The organism is Sulfuricystis multivorans (genome assembly GCF_003966565.1).
GTDB classification, from domain to species: Bacteria; Pseudomonadota; Gammaproteobacteria; order Burkholderiales; family Rhodocyclaceae; genus Sulfuricystis; species Sulfuricystis multivorans.
The window spans coordinates 975,631-992,611 of record NZ_AP018718.1 but is presented as its reverse complement, the minus strand read 5'-3'; the positions used below and the strand labels follow the sequence as shown (position 1 = coordinate 992,611).

Below are 16,981 nucleotides of genomic sequence, written 5' to 3'. Positions count from 1 at the left end.
TCATTCCTCGTTGATTGCTTCATCCGCACCGAAGAGCCAGTCGCTTACCGCATCCGCGAGCCCATCGACGGCCACGCGCCATTGCTCCATCTCGACCCGCAAGGGCTTCAGGCTCGCTTCGTTCTTCTGCGCCTCGTCCTCGCCGATGATCACCGCCAGCTGCGCACCAGAGGCATCGGCGCGCTTCATCTGCGACTTGAAACTGCCGCCGCCCATGTGGCTGATGACCGCGCAACCGATGTCGCGCAAGGCTTCCGCCACCCGGAAGGCAAGACGCTGCGCCGCCTCGCCCTGATGCACGAGATAGACATCGGGCGCCGGCGCTTCCGGCAGGCCGCTTTGGGACTCCAGCAGCGCCATCAGCCGCTCGACGCCCAGCGCAAAACCGCAGGCGGGCGCCGGCTTGCCACCCAGCTGCGCGATCAGCCCATCGTAGCGCCCGCCGGCGCAAACGGTGCCCTGGGCGCCGAGCCGGTCGGTGACCCACTCGAACACGGTCAGATTGTAGTAGTCGAGCCCGCGCACCAGCCGCGGATTGATCCGGTAGGGAACACCGGCATCCTTGAGCAGTCGCTGTACGCCTTCGAAATGTTTCAGCGAGGCTTCGCCGAGATAATCGATCAGCTTCGGCGCTCCTTCGACGAGCGTTTGCAGGGCCGGGTTCTTGGTGTCGAGGATACGTAACGGATTCGTGTGCAACCGCCGCCTGCCGTCCTCGTCGAGCTGGTCGATATGCCTTTCCAGATAACTGATCAGGTCGGCGCGATGCTTCGTACGCTCATCGAGCTGCCCCAACGAGTTGATCTCGAGGCGGATGCCGTCGAGCCCCAGATCGTCCCACAGCCGCGCGCACATCAGGATCTGCTCGGCGTCGATATCGGGACCCGCCAGCCCCAGCGCCTCGACACCGACCTGGTGGAACTGCCGGTAACGGCCTTTCTGCGGCCGTTCATGGCGGAACATCGGCCCCATGTACCACAGCCGCTTCGGCCCATCGTAAAGAAGATTGTGCTGCAACACGGCGCGCACGCAGGAGGCGGTCCCCTCCGGGCGCAACGTGAGCGATTCGCCATTGAGGCTGTCGATGAAGGAATACATCTCCTTCTCGACGATGTCGGTCACCGCGCCGATGGCGCGCGCGAACAGCGGCGTGGGTTCGACCAGCGGCATGCGGATCGGCCGGTAGCCGTAGGAAAACAGCCAGTCGCGCACGGTCTCCTCGAAGGCTTCCCAGCGCTCGGATTCGGGCGGCAGGATGTCGTTCATGCCGCGGATGGCTTGCAAGACTCGACTCATGAATGCCTTGGGTAGGTTTTTGCAACGTAAGCGTCGATGATGGCGCGGAATTCGGCGGCGATGTTCTCGCCGCGCAAGGTGGTGAGGCGCTCGCCATCGGCATAGACGGGCGCCACCGGCGCTTCACCCGTGCCGGGCAGCGAGATGCCGAGGTTGGCATGCTTGCTTTCACCGGGGCCATTGACCACGCAGCCCATCACCGCCACGGTCATCATTTCCACACCACGGTGTTCGAGCCGCCACTTGGGCATCTTCTCCCGCACATAGGTCTGGATGTCCTGCGCGAGCTCCTGGAAGAAAGTGCTGCTGGTGCGGCCGCAGCCGGGGCAGGCCACCACCAACGGCACGAAGGCACGCAGGCCCATCGTCTGCAAGATTTCCTGCGCGACGACGACCTCCTTGGTGCGTGGCTCATTCGGTTCCGGCGTCAGCGAGACACGGATCGTATCGCCAATGCCCTCCTGCAGCAGCACGGCCAGCGCTGCGGTCGAGGCGACGATGCCCTTGCTGCCCATGCCGGCCTCGGTAAGCCCCAGATGCAGCGGGTAGTCGCACTGCGCCGCCAGCTCGCGATAGATCGCAATCAGATCCTGCACCCCACTCACTTTGCAGGAGAGCACGATCGCATTGCCGGGCAAGCCCAGCTTCTCGGCCTGCGCCGCAGACTCCAACGCCGAAGTCACCATCGCCTCACGCATCAGCCCCGTCGCGTCCTTCGGCTCCAAGCGACGGGCATTCTCGTCCATCAACCGGGCGAGGAGCTCCTGATCGAGGCTACCCCAATTGACGCCGATACGCACGGGCTTGCCGAATTTGCAGGCGAATTCGATCATCTGCGCGAACTGATCGAAGCGCTTGGCCCCCTTGCCGACGTTGCCGGGATTGATGCGCAGCTTGTCGAGCGCGGCGGCGCATTCCGGCACCTCGGCGAGCAGCTTGTGGCCGTTGAAATGAAAGTCACCGACGAGCGGCACCTCCAGCCCGAGCTGCAGCAGCCGCTCCTTGATCTTCGGCACCGCAGCCGCAGCCTCGCGGGTATTCACCGTGACGCGCACGATCTCGGCGCCGGCGCGATCGAGCATGGCTACCTGCTGGGCCGTGGCGAAGACGTCGGCGGTGTCGGTATTGGTCATCGATTGGACGACAACCGGTGCCGTCCCGCCAACGCAGACTTTGCCGACCATGACCTGTCGCGTCAGCCGGCGTGTTGGAATATTCGCCGTCATGGTCATTCGAGTCTTAAGCGCGCCACTTCCGCTCGCGTATGAGGAGCGAGATCGATCGGCTTGCCATCATAGGACAGTGTGACCTTCGTGGCATTGCCGATCACGATGTCGAAGGGCGGCTGACCAACGAGGTTCAATTCGCTACCCGGCGGATTCTCGCCGCTGTGCAGCACCTGCTTGTTTGCATCGACGACCTCGACCCAGGAACGATCGGCAAACGAGAAATGCAAAGCCGGCGAGGATCCCTGACCGGTCGCCACATCGGCCGGCGCCGGCACGGGGCTGTCGGCCGACGCAGTAACGGGAGTGTCGGCCGACGCAGTAACGGGCGTTGGTGCCGGTGAAGCCGGCGGCTGGTTCGTGGTTTGTCCGATCGACGATTCTGCGCCAGCTGCCGCCGGCGCGGCCCGCTGTGGCACCGGGCCGAAGAAATGCCACAGCATCAGCAAGGCAGCCGCCAGCAGTAGCACCAGTGAGAGGGTCAGCAACGGGGAGGATTCCCGCAACCCACGTCGCTCGCTGGCGATCCCCATGTTATCGGGCGGTCGCACCTCGACGGGCCCGCTTGGCAAGGCGTCATCGAGTTGCTGCAGCAACTTCGTCGCATCCAGTTTCAGCAGACGCGCGTAGTTGCGCACGAAGCCGCGCACGATCGTTGCACCGGGCAGCGCAGCGTAATCGTCGGCCTCGAGGGCGGCGATCTGCCGGGGGCTGAATTTCAGCGCCTGGGCGACATCGTCAGGGGTCAATTGCGCGGCTTCGCGCGCGGCACGCAACTGCGACCCGACAGAAAGGGTTTGTGCAGCCGGCGAGGTTTCGCTGCCGGCGATGTCGTGCTCCAACTCGCTCAATCGAACGCTCCGCGCATCATCAACAGGTATTCGGGCGAATCGCGGAATTTGCGGCGCAAGATGCCCATGTTGGCCGCCTCGCTCTTGTGGTCGCCGAGTTTACGGTCGATGCGCAAGGAAAGCCATACGGTCTCGGCCGTCGGTTCGATTCTCTCGTGCAATTTGCGCAGCCACTCGCGTGCGTCTTCGTAACGTCCGCGCCGGTAATCGATTTCGGCCAGCAGGTAATAGGCGCGCAAGTCGTTCGGGTCGAGCTTCAAGGCACGGAACAGATGAGACTCGGCGGTGACGTCGTCTTTGTCCAGCAGCGCGCACACGCCCATGTTGTGCAAGGCGGTGGCGGGCGTCTTGTAGAGCGGATTGGCAAGCGCCTTGTTGAAGTAGGCGAAAGAATCCTTGACCCTGCCCGTCTGGCAGAGGAACCACCCGAAGTTGTTGCTGATTTCTGGATTGCCCGGGGCCAGCGCCAACGCCTGGCGAAAAGCCGCTTCGGCCTCCCCGTTCTGCCCGAGGGCCATATGCACGAGCCCTTTCAGGTTGTAGGCGGGAGCATAGCCGTCCTGGGCCTCGATGGCGATCTTCGCCTCGTTGAGCGCGATTTCGTACTGACCCTCACGCAGATAGGCAAGACCGAGATCGGTATGCACCTTCGCCCGTTCGCGCGGATCCGCGGCAACGGGTGGGCTGATCGCCGTCTTTTGTTCCAGATCGGGCAGCGGTTCCGGCTTGGGGGGAGCGGAGGTGCTCGCACATCCTAGCAGGGCGGATGCCAAGACAAACGGCAAAAAGCGCAACGGGATCATTGGGCGATTGCCTCTGGATGGAGCTCGACCGAACGGCGTTTGGTCCTGTCCCTGACCTGCCCGGCCAACTGGCCACAAGCCGCGTCGATCTCGTCGCCGCGGGTTTTCCTCACCGTCGTGACGATGTCGGCGTTCATCAGGATTGCCTGGAAGCGGCGCACGCGCTCCATCGATGGCTTGCGAAAACCCGAATCCGGGAAGGGATTGAACGGGATCAGGTTGAACTTGCAGGGGATGTCGCGCACCAGTTTCGACAAAGCGCGGGCATCCTCGTCGCGATCATTGACATCGGCGAGCAACACGTATTCGAAAGTGATGAAATCGCGCGGCGCGTTTTCCAGATAGCGCCGGCAAGCGGCCATCAGCTCCGCGAGCGGATATTTCTTGTTGAGCGGTACCAGTTCGTCGCGCAAGGCATCGGTCGGCGCGTGCAGCGAGACGGCCAGTGCCACCGGACAATCCTCGCGCAACCGATCGATCGCCGGCACCATCCCGGCGGTGGAGACGGTGACGCGTCGACGCGACAGGCCATAGGCATGGTCGTCGAGCATCAGTCTGAGCGCCGCCACGACATTGTCGTAGTTCGCCAACGGCTCGCCCATACCCATCAGCACGACGTTGCTGATCACGCGTTCTCTTGGATCGCCCACCCCTGGCTGCTTCACCGCGCCGAGCACACGGTTGGCGTGCCAGAGCTGGCCGATGATCTCGGCGGTGGAGAGATTGCGGTTGAAACCCTGCCGGCCCGTCGAACAAAAAGCGCATTCCAGCGCGCAACCCACCTGCGTCGACACGCACAGGGTGCCGCGACCGGCTTCGGGGATGAATACCGTCTCGACGGCATTGCCCTGCCCGACGTCGAGCAGCCATTTGCGCGTGCCGTCGGCAGCCATGCTGTCACGCACGGGAACAGGACCACGAATCTCGGCCGTTTCCGTGAGCTTGGCGCGCAGGCTTTTCGCCACATCGGTCATCTGCCCGAAATCGTCGACGCCGAAACGATGCATCCAGGAGAGCACCTGGCGCGCGCGGAAGGGTTTCTCGCCCAATTGCGCGAACCAGGCTGTCAGCCCGTCGATATCGAAATCGAGCAGATTGGTCGTCATCAACGGCCAGAGAAAACGTCCAGTTCCGGGAAGAAATAGGCGATCTCGGTCTTCGCCGTCTCGGGGCCATCCGAGCCATGCACGGCATTGGCATCGATGCTCTCGGCGAAATCGGCACGAATGGTGCCGGGTTCGGCCTTTTTCGGGTCGGTCGCGCCCATCAACGCACGGTTCTTGGCGATCGCGTCCTCGCCTTCGAGCACCTGGATCATCACCGGACCGGAGGTCATGAACTTGACGAGATCCTTGAAGAAAGGACGCTCCTTGTGCACGGCATAGAAGCCGGCCGCTTCACGTTCCGAGAGCCACGCCATGCGGGCGGCGACGATCTTGAGACCGTTGGTCTCGAAACGGGAATAGATCTTGCCGATCAGGTTCTTCGCCACGGCATCCGGTTTGATGATCGACAGAGTGCGTTCGATGGCCATTCTGAGATTCTCCAGCAGATTGATATGAAAAACAAAGGACTGCGGATTTTATCGCAGAATCGACCTTCCCCGCCCGCAGCAGCGACAAAAAAGCCCGGTCCGACGGCCGGGCTTGTGCGCAGCAAGGCTTTCTCAGTGGATCATGCCCAGGGTGCGCGGCAACCACAGCGACAGCGGTGGCCAGTAGGTGACGATGACGAGGAAGATCAGCATCGTCAGCAACCAGGGCCAGACCGCGACCGTCAGCTCGGTAATGCCCATCTTGGTGATCCCGGAGGAAACGTAGAGGTTCAAACCGACGGGCGGATGGCACATGCCGACTTCCATGTTCACGACCATCAGGATGCCGAAATGCACCGGGTCGATGCCGAGCTTGACGGCGATCGGGAACAGGATCGGCGCCAGGATCAGCACGATCGACGAAGGCTCCATGAAGTTGCCGGCGATCAGCAACAGCACGTTGGCGATCAGCAAAAAACCGATTACCCCGACGCCAGTACCGATCATCCAGTTCGCCATCTCTTGCGGGATGTTCTCATGCGTCATCAGGAAGGAAAACAGTACCGCGTTGGTGATGATGTAGAGCAGCATCGCACTCATGTTCGCCGACGAGAGCAGCACGCGCGGCACATCTTTCAGCCCCATGTCCCTATAGACGAACACGGCGACGAAGAAGGCATATACCGCGCTCATCGCCGCGGCCTCGGTCGGCGTGAAGATGCCGCTGTAGATGCCGCCCATCACCACGACGATCAGGAACACCCCCCAAGCGGATTCGCGGAAGGCCGTCCAGCGCTCGCCCCACGACGCCCGCGGCTGACGCGGGTAAGCGTTCTTCCAGGCGCGGTACCAGGTCGTCATACCGAGCATCGTCGCCATCACCAGCCCCGGAATCACGCCGGCCATGAACAGCGCGCCCACCGAAGTGTTGGTCGACACCGAATACATCACCATCACGATCGACGGCGGAATCAGGATGCCGAGCGCGCCCGAGGTGGTGATGACACCGGCGCCGAAGCGCTTCGGGAAGCCGGCTTTGACCATCGCCGGCATCAGGATCGAACCGATCGCCACGACGGTGGCCGGGCTGGAGCCCGATACCGCCGCAAACAGCGCGCAGGCGACCACCCCGCCCAAGCCCAGTCCGCCGTGCCAGTGGCCCACCATCGAGGTGGCGAACTTGATCATGCGCCGTGCCACACCTCCGTGGGTGAGGAAATTGCCGGCGAGAATGAAGAACGGGATCGCCATGATCTCGAACTTCTCGATGCCGGTAAACAGCTTCAGCGCCACCGACTCGACCGGCACGTGGGTCATGAAGAACAGGAAGGACAGCACCGTGAGGCCGAGCGAGATCGAGATCGGCATACCGGTCAGCATCAGCGCCACCAGCAGCGAAAAGATGAGGAGCGAATTCATGACTGGGCACCCCCAGCACGGCGATCGCCGCCAGCAGGCGGGCCGTCGTCGCGCTGCCGACGCTCGGGGCCGGCAAACACGCTGCGCGGATGCAGGTCATCGTTCATCCGGTAGATCGCGTCATCCTTGCCAGGTTCGAGCGACTCGCCTTCTGGCAGACCTTCGACATGGCCGTGATCATGATGCGGCAGTTCACCGCTGCGCATGAAGCTCACCATGACTTGGAGGAAGCGGAAGCACATCAGCCAGGAGCCGAGAGGAATCGCCGAATAGACGATCCAGGTCGGCCACTCGAGGTCTGGCGTCGTCGGGCCTTCGTAAAGGTCGCCAAGCTCCAGGCCGAGGAATTTATAGATGCTGTAGTGCGCGCCGTTTTCCCAGACGAAGGTCGCTCCCAGCGTGCCGACGATGCCCGTAAACAGCGCCCCGGCGAGTAGGCCGAAGACGATGAACTTGGCGCGAGTGCGGTCGGAGAGTCGATTGATCAAGACATCGACGCCGACGTGGATGCCGGTTCTCACCCCATAGGCGGCGCCGAACTTGGCCATCCAGACGAACATGATGATGCAAAGCTCCTGCGCCCAGGAGAAGTCGAGCGAAATCAGCCAGTCCTGCACGACCGGGATCGGCCAACCCGAGGCATAGCGATGCAAGACGGCGACGAAGATGATCGTCGTTGCCGCCCCCATCAGAAAGGTGATCAGCCATTCTTCGAGGTGATCGAGGATCTTCATGCGCTTTCCCGACAAAACGACGGGGAGCAGCGTGCTCCCCGCGTTCGCGCTAACGCAGCAAAGAAATCAAAGCTTGTGCGGATCGAAGCCGGTTTCCTGATACACCGACTGGATCAGCTCCTTGCCGATACGGTCGGCCATCTGCTCATGCACTTTGACGAGGGCCTTTTTCCAGGCTTTTTTCTGCTCCGGCGTCAGGGTGATGATCTCGCTCTTGCCAGACTTCCGGACGGCCTCGAGGGCCTGGTCGTTCTCGACCTTGGCGATTTGGTTGGCATAACGGGTCGCCTGTTCCATCGCGTCTTCGAGCGCCTTGCGGATGTCCGCTGGCAGGCCGTCCCAGAATTTCTTGTTGACGATCACCGCATAGCCGAGATAGCCGTGGTCGGAGAGCGTCACATACTTCTGCACCTCGTGCATCTTCTGCGTGTAGAGGTTCGACGGCGGGTTCTCGGTGCCATCGACCACACCGGTCTGCAATGCCTGATAGACCTCGGAGAAGGCCATCTTCTGCGGCAAGGCGCCGAGCGCGCGCATCTGGGCATCCAGCACGTTCGAGGACTGGATGCGCATTTTCAGCCCCTTGAAGTCTTCTGGCATGCGCAGCGGCTTGTTCGCGCTCATCACCTTGAAGCCGTTGTCCCAGTAGGCCAAGCCGAGGATGCCCTTCGACTCGAGTTTCTTCAGCAGCGACTTGCCGACCGGTCCGGTGGTGACCTTGTGCAACTCCCCGTAATTGTCGAAGATGAACGGCAGATCGAAGAGCTCGAATTCCTTGACGCCCAAGGGGCCGAACTTGGCGAGCGACGGCGCGAGCATCTGCACGGCGCCCAGCTGGAGGGCCTCCATTTCTTCCTTGTCCTTGTAGAGCGTGCTGTTCGGATAGACCTCGACCTTGACGCGCCCCTTGGTGAGTTCCTCGGCCTTCTGTTTGAAGAACTCGGCCCCCTTGCCTTTCGGTGTGTCGGTGGCCACGACATGGCTGAACTTGATGACGATCGGCTGATCCGCCAGCGCCGTGCAGGCGAATGTGGCGGCGATGAGGCCCATCATGAGCGTGCGTAGTTTCATTTCTCGTCTCCTTGGAACCATTCGATGAAGCGGCCAAGCCGCATGGATACGATCCTGCTTTCTTGGCTTGTCAAGTTAGCGCTTTCCGAATGCCATGCGCCATTGTGGTTTTCCGCAGACATATGCTTCGCCATGATTGCCCGCTCGATGCGAAGGGTTAAACTGCCCCCCTTTTCCGAAACGGGCATCCGATGAACCTCATTTTGCGCCTTACCGTGCTCGTGCTGGTCGTGCTCGCCGGCGGCTGCGCAACACTACCCGGCAGTGTTGCGCAAAAACCCGACCGCTCGGCCGAAGCGGCCGTGCAGCCTTCGCCGCCCCAGACCATTTCTGAACCCGGCGCTGCCGCCGCGCCAGAATTGCCTGCCTCTGCACTGCCCAAACAAATCATCACTGAAAACACTCCACCGCCGCTCATCGACCTGACCGCCCCCCCCGAGGATCTCTGGCAGCGCATCCGCCGCGGCTTCGGCATGCCCGATCTGCACGATCCGCTCGTCGCCGAGCATCAATCCTGGTATCTGAACCGCCCGGAAATGCTGCGGCGCATCTTCGAGCGTGGCCGGCGTTATCTCTACCACATCGTCGAGGAGCTGGAAACACGCGGCATGCCCACCGAGCTTGCCCTCTTGCCGATGGTCGAGAGCGCCTTCAATCCGCGAGCCGTATCGAGGGCGCGAGCGATGGGACTGTGGCAGTTCATTCCCTCGACCGGCAAGACCTACAACCTCGACCAGAACTGGTGGGCCGATGAGCGTCGCGACATCATCGCCTCGACGGATGCGGCGCTGACCTATCTGCAAAAAATCTATGAAATGCACGGTGACTGGCATCTCGCGCTGGCTTCCTACAACTGGGGTGAAGGCGCCGTCGGCCGGGCGATCGCAAAAAACCAGGCCAAGGGTCTGCCCACGGACTATTCGAGCCTGACGATGCCCGCCGAGACCCGCAACTATGTGCCGAAACTGCAAGCACTGAAGAACATCGTCGCGCAACCCGAGCTGTTCGGTATCTATTTGCCGCCGATCCCCAATCGGCCTTATTTCGAAACGGTCGCGAAGCCGGCGCGCATCGATGTCGCGCTCGCCGCGCACCTCGCTGGGATATCGGTCGAGGAGTTCGTCGCCTTGAACCCGGCTTACCATCGTCCCGTCATCGATGGCAATCAGGCCGGCGAGGAACTGCTGCTTCCCGTGGAAAAGATCGGCACCTTCCTCACCAATCTGGAGCGTTACGAGGCCGAAGACAAGCCGCTGTCGAACTGGAAGACTCATACGCTCAAGCGCGGCGAGACGATCGCCAAGGTCGCCGCCCGTTTCAAGCTCAGCGAGGCGCGGTTGCGGCAGATCAACGGGATTACGCCGCGCGTCAGAATCCATCCCGGCTTCACCCTGCTCATCCCCCGTCCTGGCAGCCAGGCGGCAGAAAACCTCGCCCATGCGCTGCCCGAACCTCCGCCGCTACCGAAGGAAAGCGCCACGCCGAGCCGCAAAGGCAAAACAGTGGCGGCCAGGTTCAAGGGGAAACCCACGGTGACGGTCAAGCCAAGCGCGAAACCAGCCGTGAGAGCGAAAACGAAAACGCCACCCAATGCCCGGACGACCAAGAAAAAGCTTCAACCTAAAAACCCCAGTTGACCGCTTCTGTAAGCAAAAAATGCCTTTGAGAATCAGAGCTTGCCACACTTTCCCCGCTCACCGAGTCGGTGACCCCGCTACGCACCCCCTGGCGCGCCCCGGCGCGCGCCTGGCTTTGTTGCTCCTCCTTGCAGGCATGAGCCTGCGGCGTCGTCGCGTCGCGCCATCCGCCCGCCGGCACGCACCATCGGGCGCGTCCAACTGAGGTTTTTAGGTTCAATCGGGAAAATAACAGCGCACCCAGTGCGTCGCCGAAATCACGGCAGTCGCAGGATAGGCGGCATGGCAGCGCGCCGCCGCGCGCGGGCAGCGCGGATGGAAATGGCAGCCCGGCGGCGGGTTCGCCGGCGAGGGCGGATCGCCCTGGACCCATAGCCGTTCGCCGGGCGCTCCCACAAGCTTCGGCACCGCCGCCAACAGCGCCTGAGTATAGGGGTGGCGCGGGTTGTCCAATACCTCCTCGACCGTTCCCTGTTCGACGATGCGGCCCAGATACATCACGGCCACCTCATGGGCGAGGAAATCGACCGCCGCGATGTTGTGCGTGATGAACAGATACGCCAATCCCAGACGCGCCTGCAAGTCGAGCAACAGGTTGAGGATCTGCGCCTGCACCGAGACATCCAGCGCACTGGTCGGCTCATCGCAGATCAACAGCCTGGGCATGACGGCCAAGGCGCGGGCGATGGCGATGCGCTGGCGCTGGCCGCCGGAGAATTCGTGCGGATAGCGCTTGGCCATTTCCGGCGTCAGTCCCACCTGGCGCAGCAAAGCCGAAACGTCCGCATCGGGCCGGCCCTCCCGAACGATCGCGTCGATGGTGAGCCGCGGATCGAGGGAGCCGAAGGGGTCCTGGAACACCATCTGCATCTCGCGCGGCGCCAGCCCATCCAAAATCCGACCTGCGAGCTTCACCGTTCCCGCCGTCGCCGACTGCAGCCCAAGGATCGCCTTGCCGACCGTGGTCTTGCCACAGCCCGATTCGCCCACCAGCGCCAGCGTGCGGCCTGCCGCAATCGAGAGGTCGACGCCATCGACTGCCCGCACCCAGCCGACGGCACGCTGTAGCACGCCGCGCCGGATCGGGAAATGCACTTTGAGGTCGTGCGCCTCGAGCAAGTTCTCGGTCGTGGGGCGGCCATGTCCTTCTGCGCAGGGAGGTGCTGTGCCACCAGCGCCGATTTTCGTCGCCGTTTCCAGATGGCAACGCACTCGATGTCCCGGTGTGGGCTCGCGCCAGGGCGGCGGCACCGTGCCGCACACCGGCAGGGCAACCGAGCAGCGGGCGACGAAGCGGCAGCCCGCATGACGCTCGGTGGGATTCGGCACGCTGCCGGGAATCGTTGCCAGACGCGTCCGCCGGGCGGCCGTAGCGGGCAAGGCGGCGAACAGCCGCTGCGCGTACGGGTGGGCGGGCTGGGCAAAGAATGCAGCGCGCGGCGCGATCTCGACGAGCTCGCCGGCATACATCACGGCGACACGATCGGCCATCCGCGCGACGACCCCCAGGTCATGGGTGATCAGGAGCATCGCCATGCCCCGCTTTGCCGCGAGTCTGGCGAGCAGATCGAGCACCTGGGCCTGGATCGTCACATCGAGCGCGGTGGTCGGCTCGTCGGCGATCAAAAGCTCCGGCTCGCCGGCCAGCGCCATCGCGATCATCGCCCGCTGCTTCATGCCGCCCGACATCTGGAACGGATATTCGCCGGCCCGCCGCTCGGGATCGGGGATACCCACCGCGGTGAGCAGTTCGACGACTCGTCTCATATCCGCCGAGCCGCCATGCAGCCGCAACGCCTCGCCGATCTGGCTGCCGATGGTCATCACCGGATTCAGGCTGGTCGCCGGCTCCTGGAAGATCATGCCGATGCGGCCGCCGCGCACCTCGCGCATGCGGACCTCGGGCAGGGCGAAGAGGTCGGTGTCCCCCAGATGCGCCATGCCGCCAGCGATCCGCGCCGCCTCGGGAAGTAACCGCAGCAACGCCAGCGCAGTGAGCGACTTACCGCAGCCGGATTCCCCGACCAGCGCGAAAGTCTCCCCCCGGGCAATCTCGAACGAAACGCCCTCGACCGGACGAGCGGGGCCGATGTCGATGGAAAGATCGCGCACGGTAAGCAATGTCATCGCACCGCCCGCGGGTCGAAAGCGTCGCGCACCACGTCGGCGAACAGATTCGCCGCGAGCACCAGCACGAACATGAAGACGAAGGCGGCAGCCAAGGACCACCAGACCATCGGCTCGCGCGCGAGCTCCATGCGCGCGGCGTTGATCATCGTGCCGAAGCTGATCGTGTTCGGATCGACGCCGATGCCGACATAGGACAGCACAGCCTCGGCGAGCACCAGTCCCGAGAAATCCATCACGATCGCGATCATCACGATGTGCATCACGTTCGGCAGGATGTGGCGCGCCAGGATGCGCAGGCCAGATACCCCGAGCGCGCGCGCCGCCTGCACGTATTCCAGCTCGCGCAGCTTCAGGGTCTCACCACGCAGCAGCCGGCACAGCCCCGTCCAGCTGGTCAAGCCGAGAATCGCGCACAAGGCGATCAGCCGTGCGTCGGCGCGCTCGGCGCTGGTCGCGAACCATTCCGGATGGGTGTCGATCACCACCTGCATCATCAGCACCGCGGCGGCGATCAGGAGCACACCGGGTATGGAGTTGAGCGTCGTGTAGAGATACTGGATCACATCGTCGATCCAGCCGCCCGCGTAGCCGGCGAGGATGCCGAAAAAAATCGCCGCCGGCAGCATGATCAGCGTGGTGAGCGTGCCGATCAACAGGCCGGTACGGATGCTCTTCAGCGTCAGATAGAGCACGTCCTGCCCCACCTTGTCGGTGCCGAACACATGATAGCCCTGTGCCAGTACGGCGACGGGGCCGGCCATGAGGCAAAGCACCAGCAAGGTGAGGAACACGGCATCCCAAGCCAGATGCGGCACCTTCGCCCGCCACGGTGCGCCGACGAGCCACAGCGTCAGCCAGACGAGCACGCCGGCGCCCAGTCCTTTGAGGATGCGCAAGCGGATATCCGCGCCGTGGCGGGAGAGATTCTCACCCAGATGCGCGCCGCCGAATTTGAGGCGCGGGAAGTCGCGCCCCTCGCCCTCGATGGTTTCCTTGGCGAAGGAGTGTGTGGAAAGCGGCGCCGAGTAGGTCTTCTCGGTGCGCGTGCGCAGGTCGGCAAGCAGCCCATCGAGCAATGATCGCACCTCCACGGCATAGTTCTCGCCCTCCCCCGGCAACCGCTCGCGATAGTGCACCGAATCCAGCAGCGCAACGGCGGTGAAGGCCACGAGCAGCGTCGCCGCCGCCATCGCCACACGGTTTTGGCCGACGCGCCGCCAACTCGCCCGCAGGTGCTCGACGCGACGCGCCCAAAGCCCGCCGATGATCGCCGCCAGAACGAGCAGGAAGAACAGCGCATCCGAGACGAGCAGGACGAACTTCATTGCAGGCGGATGCGCGGATCGGCGAGCGTGTAGGAAATGTCGGTGAGCAGCAGGCCGACGATGTAGAGCACCGAGCCGATGAATACCATCGCGCGCACGACGGCGAAGTCCTGCGCGTTGATCGCATCGATCGTGTAGCTGCCCAGGCCCGGAATGCCGAAGAACGCCTCGATCAAGAGACTGCCCATGAACAGCGATGGAATCAGCACCACCGCGCCGGTGAGGATCGGGATCAGGGCGTTCCTCAGCACGTGGCGAAACAGCACGACGCGCTCCGACAAGCCCTTGGCGCGCGCGGTGCGCACGTAATCCTTGTTCGCCTCTTCGAGAAAGATCGTCCGATACCAGCGGGATGAGGCACCCAAGCCGGCGAGCACGCTGATGATCACCGGCAAGACGATGAACTTCGTCGCCGACAGCCCCTCGGCGTAGCCGGAGATCGGCACCAGATGCCAGACCTTGGCAACGAGCCACTGGCCGCCGATGATGTAGAAGAGGCTGGAGACCGACATCATCGCCACGCACAACACGACGCCGGCGAAATCGAGATAGGTGGCGCGAAAATAAACGAGCAAGAGCGCGAACGAAATCGCCGCAATCAGCCCCAGCACGAACACCGGCACCGCCACCGCGAGACTCGGCCCCATGCGCTGGCCGATCTCGCGCGCAATGTCGCGGCCATCGTCGGCGCGGCCGAAATCGAGCACGAACATCCTCACCGACTTGGTGAAAAAGATCGTGCGGGTGAGCTTTTCGGCGCCTAGCGCCTGGGCATTCCAAAACAGCGGCAAGTCGTAACCGCGCTCGGCCTTCCATTTCTCGATCGCTTCCGGCGTGACACGCTTGACGCCGAGCTGCATGCGCGCCATGTCGTCCGGGGTGTTGACGATGAAAAACAGCGCAAAGGTGATGACATTGACGCCGATCAGGATCGGCAAGGCGTAAAGCAGGCGGCGGATCAGGTAGGCGAGCATTGCCAGTGACTATAAAACATCGTCGCTGACTTCGGCATCGCAATCGCAACCGATGCCAACACCGATCCAGCGCCGCACGAGACGACGCGGCAGCCAGCGGGCAAACCCCGTCGGCGCGACGACCAGGCCACAGACATAGCGCGTCTCTTGCCAGGTCAGCGCCGGGCAGGGGCCCTCGCGATGCCGCAGCAAAAGACGCGAGAGCGGACAGGGAAACAGCGCACAGCAGACCCCGCAGCCATTGCAAGGGGCGCCGACGGCAGGCTTCTCCGGTACGGCGGCATGAAGGGAGATGGCCTTCATTCGAGGCGAAACTCCACGGGCAGCAGCACCTGGCGATGCCCGCCGGCCAGGCGCCCGACGCGGCTTGCCGCCTGCACGGCCGCCTCATCGAGCAGCGCATGTCCCGACGAACTCGCCAGCTCGATGCGGGTGACACGGCCGCCCTCGTCGAGTGTCAGGAGCAGCACGACACGCCCTTCCAGCCCCTGCTCGATCGCCGCGCGCGGATAGAACTCCTCCTGCGTCAATGCTGCCAGCGCGGCGGACAGCGCACGCCCTTTCAAAGGCTGCGGCTTTACCGGGCCGACAGTCGGCGCTGGCGCAACGGCAGCTTTGGCCGAAGCGGGCACGATGGCATCCTGGGTCGCTTCCGGCGCGGCGGACATGAGCTGCGCGACCGGCTCGGGCATGGCAAGCGGCGGCAGGGTCACCTCGAGCGCGGAAACAGGCCTTGGCATACGCGGTGCGCGCCAAGGAAACAACAGCACCCCGTGCAGGACAAGACTGATCAACAGCGCCAGCCCCATCCGGCCACCTGCCGAATCCCGACACCCGATCGTCGCCGCCATCATGCGGTGAATGCTACCCCAGCGGTTAAACTGCTGGCGATGAAACGCTGGCTTCCTCCCCTCTTTGCGCTCCTGCTGCCGCTATCAACCGCTTTTGCCGAGCTGCCCGACCCAGCGCGATTTTCCGCTGCGCTCGAATTGGGCGACATCCAGCAGGCCGCGGCCTGGCTCGATGAGGGACTGGACCCAAATTTCGAGGGTCAGCTGATCGGCACCGGCCTGATGATCGGCGCCTGGGAAGGCAATATCCCGCTGATGGAACTATTCCTCGCTCGCGGCGCCGACATCGACCGCGCCAACCGCTTCGGCGAAACCGCGCTGATGCTCGCGGCATGGAAGAACCGCCAGGAAGCGGTGCGCTGGCTGCTCGCTCATGGCGCCCGCCCCAATCCTGGGAAAGAGCGCGTCTGGACGGCACTGCACTATGCGGCCTTCGCCGGCCATGCCCGCGTGGTCGAAGACCTGCTCGCCGCCGGCGCCGAGGTCAATGCACGCTCGACCAATGGCTCGACGGTGGTGATGATGGCCGCGCGCGAAGGGCATGCAAGCATCGCCCAGCGCTTGATCGATGCCGGCGCAAACCCCGCGCTCAAGAACGATTATGGCGATGATGCCGTCGCCTGGGCGATGCGACAGGGCAACTACGACATCGCCAAGCTCTTCACCAGCACCGAGAACTTCGCCGCACTGGCGCGCCAGGCCGCGGAAAATCCGCCCGCGCCGCCCGTGCGTTCGCTTCAGGCACCCGATCGGGTCGATGAGCTGCTGCGCAAGGCGCGCCTGGCCGAGATGGCTGGCAAGCGTGACGAAGCACTCCTGATCTACCGCCAAGCCTGGGAGGAACTGAAAGCCCTGCAAGCGCCGCGCAAAGTCGGCGCCGACAAGACGCCCCCCGCCGGAAAGACCGACGCGGGAGCGAAGACACCCAAAGCGCTCGTCATTCGCGCCAAACGAAACGCGCCGGAAAAACAGTCGCTCACGATCCGCTATGCGGAAAGCGAGGACGCCAGCGCCGATCAATGGCTCGAACGCGCCCGCGCCGCGGAAGCGGCCGGCGAGCGCCATCAGGCCCTGGAGTTTTATCGCCGCGCGGCTGCGGCGATTCGCGCCAGTGCTGCGCAATGACCCTC

16 protein-coding genes are annotated in these 16,981 nt (G+C 63.7%); 2 read left to right on the top strand and 14 right to left on the bottom strand.

Annotated features, from left to right (window positions below; translation table 11 throughout):
• The 9 genes from hisS to EL335_RS04905 form a co-directional block, all read right to left on the bottom strand.
• Positions 1-1,296: a histidine--tRNA ligase gene (gene hisS, locus EL335_RS04945; protein ID WP_126444670.1), complete on the bottom strand. Its 1,296-nt coding sequence runs from the start codon at positions 1,294-1,296 to the stop codon at positions 1-3.
• Positions 1,293-2,522: a flavodoxin-dependent (E)-4-hydroxy-3-methylbut-2-enyl-diphosphate synthase gene (ispG, locus tag EL335_RS04940; RefSeq protein WP_431306258.1), complete on the bottom strand. Its 1,230-nt coding sequence runs from the start codon at positions 2,520-2,522 to the stop codon at positions 1,293-1,295. Before ispG ends, hisS begins: the two co-directional genes overlap by 4 nt.
• A gap of 2 nt (positions 2,523-2,524) precedes the next feature.
• Positions 2,525-3,373 (bottom strand): helix-turn-helix domain-containing protein, encoded by an 849-nt coding sequence (locus tag EL335_RS04935; protein WP_126444666.1) that lies wholly within the window; start codon positions 3,371-3,373, stop codon positions 2,525-2,527.
• The gene (gene pilW, locus EL335_RS04930) at positions 3,370-4,176 is read right to left on the bottom strand and encodes a type IV pilus biogenesis/stability protein PilW (RefSeq protein ID WP_126444664.1); all 807 of its coding nucleotides are present in this window, start codon (positions 4,174-4,176) and stop codon (positions 3,370-3,372) included. Before pilW ends, EL335_RS04935 begins: the two co-directional genes overlap by 4 nt.
• Positions 4,173-5,282 (bottom strand): dual-specificity RNA methyltransferase RlmN, encoded by a 1,110-nt coding sequence (rlmN, locus tag EL335_RS04925; protein ID WP_126444662.1) that lies wholly within the window; start codon positions 5,280-5,282, stop codon positions 4,173-4,175. Before rlmN ends, pilW begins: the two co-directional genes overlap by 4 nt.
• Positions 5,282-5,710, bottom strand: a complete 429-nt coding sequence (gene ndk / locus EL335_RS04920) for a nucleoside-diphosphate kinase (protein WP_126444660.1) — start codon at positions 5,708-5,710, stop codon at positions 5,282-5,284. The genes rlmN and ndk overlap by 1 nt, the downstream gene beginning before the upstream one ends.
• 132 nt (positions 5,711-5,842) lie before the next feature.
• Positions 5,843-7,129, bottom strand: a complete 1,287-nt coding sequence (locus EL335_RS04915; protein ID WP_126444658.1) for a TRAP transporter large permease — start codon at positions 7,127-7,129, stop codon at positions 5,843-5,845.
• The gene (locus EL335_RS04910) at positions 7,126-7,863 is read right to left on the bottom strand and encodes a TRAP transporter small permease (protein WP_126444656.1); all 738 of its coding nucleotides are present in this window, start codon (positions 7,861-7,863) and stop codon (positions 7,126-7,128) included. Before EL335_RS04910 ends, EL335_RS04915 begins: the two co-directional genes overlap by 4 nt.
• 66 nt (positions 7,864-7,929) lie before the next feature.
• Positions 7,930-8,934 (bottom strand): TRAP transporter substrate-binding protein, encoded by a 1,005-nt coding sequence (locus tag EL335_RS04905; protein WP_126444654.1) that lies wholly within the window; start codon positions 8,932-8,934, stop codon positions 7,930-7,932.
• Between the two features lie 191 nt (positions 8,935-9,125).
• Here EL335_RS04905 and EL335_RS04900 point away from each other — a divergent pair, with 191 nt between their 5' ends.
• Positions 9,126-10,571, top strand: a complete 1,446-nt coding sequence (locus EL335_RS04900; protein ID WP_126444652.1) for a transglycosylase SLT domain-containing protein — start codon at positions 9,126-9,128, stop codon at positions 10,569-10,571.
• Between the two features lie 216 nt (positions 10,572-10,787).
• Here EL335_RS04900 and EL335_RS04895 read toward each other — a convergent pair whose 3' ends face one another.
• The 5 genes from EL335_RS04895 to EL335_RS14310 are packed head-to-tail and all read right to left on the bottom strand — an operon-like array spanning position 10,788 to position 15,854.
• Positions 10,788-12,698 carry a dipeptide ABC transporter ATP-binding protein gene (locus EL335_RS04895; RefSeq protein WP_126444650.1) on the bottom strand — a complete coding sequence of 637 codons (1,911 nt, stop codon included), beginning with the start codon at positions 12,696-12,698 and terminating at the stop codon, positions 10,788-10,790.
• Positions 12,695-14,026 (bottom strand): ABC transporter permease, encoded by a 1,332-nt coding sequence (locus EL335_RS04890; protein WP_126444649.1) that lies wholly within the window; start codon positions 14,024-14,026, stop codon positions 12,695-12,697. The genes EL335_RS04895 and EL335_RS04890 overlap by 4 nt, the downstream gene beginning before the upstream one ends.
• A complete protein-coding gene (locus tag EL335_RS04885) occupies positions 14,023-15,000 on the bottom strand; it encodes an ABC transporter permease (RefSeq protein WP_126444647.1) in 978 nt (325 codons plus the stop codon). Before EL335_RS04885 ends, EL335_RS04890 begins: the two co-directional genes overlap by 4 nt.
• A 9-nt stretch (positions 15,001-15,009) precedes the next feature.
• A complete protein-coding gene (locus tag EL335_RS04880) occupies positions 15,010-15,303 on the bottom strand; it encodes a hypothetical protein (RefSeq protein ID WP_126444645.1) in 294 nt (97 codons plus the stop codon).
• The gene (locus tag EL335_RS14310; protein ID WP_172600036.1) at positions 15,300-15,854 is read right to left on the bottom strand and encodes an energy transducer TonB; all 555 of its coding nucleotides are present in this window, start codon (positions 15,852-15,854) and stop codon (positions 15,300-15,302) included. Before EL335_RS14310 ends, EL335_RS04880 begins: the two co-directional genes overlap by 4 nt.
• Before the next feature lie 36 nt (positions 15,855-15,890).
• Between EL335_RS14310 and EL335_RS04875 the strand changes: the two genes are divergently transcribed.
• Entirely contained in the window at positions 15,891-16,976 is a 1,086-nt protein-coding gene (locus EL335_RS04875; RefSeq protein ID WP_172600035.1) for an ankyrin repeat domain-containing protein, read from the top strand.
• The last annotated feature ends 5 nt before the right edge of the window (positions 16,977-16,981 follow it).

Bases quoted from the DNA above. Each gene is read 5' to 3' on its own strand.
- hisS (WP_126444670.1), bottom strand. From the start codon at position 1,296: ATGAGTCGAGTCTTGCAAGCCATCCGCGGCATGAACGACATCCTGCCG.
- ispG (WP_431306258.1), bottom strand. From the start codon at position 2,522: ATGACGGCGAATATTCCAACACGCCGGCTGACGCGACAGGTCATGGTC.
- pilW (WP_126444664.1), bottom strand. From the start codon at position 4,176: ATGATCCCGTTGCGCTTTTTGCCGTTTGTCTTGGCATCCGCCCTGCTA.
- rlmN (WP_126444662.1), bottom strand. From the start codon at position 5,282: ATGACGACCAATCTGCTCGATTTCGATATCGACGGGCTGACAGCCTGG.
- ndk (WP_126444660.1), bottom strand. From the start codon at position 5,710: ATGGCCATCGAACGCACTCTGTCGATCATCAAACCGGATGCCGTGGCG.
- EL335_RS04915 (WP_126444658.1), bottom strand. From the start codon at position 7,129: ATGAATTCGCTCCTCATCTTTTCGCTGCTGGTGGCGCTGATGCTGACC.
- EL335_RS04910 (WP_126444656.1), bottom strand. From the start codon at position 7,863: ATGAAGATCCTCGATCACCTCGAAGAATGGCTGATCACCTTTCTGATG.
- EL335_RS04905 (WP_126444654.1), bottom strand. From the start codon at position 8,934: ATGAAACTACGCACGCTCATGATGGGCCTCATCGCCGCCACATTCGCC.
- EL335_RS04900 (WP_126444652.1), top strand. From the start codon at position 9,126: ATGAACCTCATTTTGCGCCTTACCGTGCTCGTGCTGGTCGTGCTCGCC.
- EL335_RS04895 (WP_126444650.1), bottom strand. From the start codon at position 12,698: ATGACATTGCTTACCGTGCGCGATCTTTCCATCGACATCGGCCCCGCT.
- EL335_RS04890 (WP_126444649.1), bottom strand. From the start codon at position 14,026: ATGAAGTTCGTCCTGCTCGTCTCGGATGCGCTGTTCTTCCTGCTCGTT.
- EL335_RS04885 (WP_126444647.1), bottom strand. From the start codon at position 15,000: ATGCTCGCCTACCTGATCCGCCGCCTGCTTTACGCCTTGCCGATCCTG.
- EL335_RS04880 (WP_126444645.1), bottom strand. From the start codon at position 15,303: ATGAAGGCCATCTCCCTTCATGCCGCCGTACCGGAGAAGCCTGCCGTC.
- EL335_RS14310 (WP_172600036.1), bottom strand. From the start codon at position 15,854: ATGATGGCGGCGACGATCGGGTGTCGGGATTCGGCAGGTGGCCGGATG.
- EL335_RS04875 (WP_172600035.1), top strand. From the start codon at position 15,891: ATGAAACGCTGGCTTCCTCCCCTCTTTGCGCTCCTGCTGCCGCTATCA.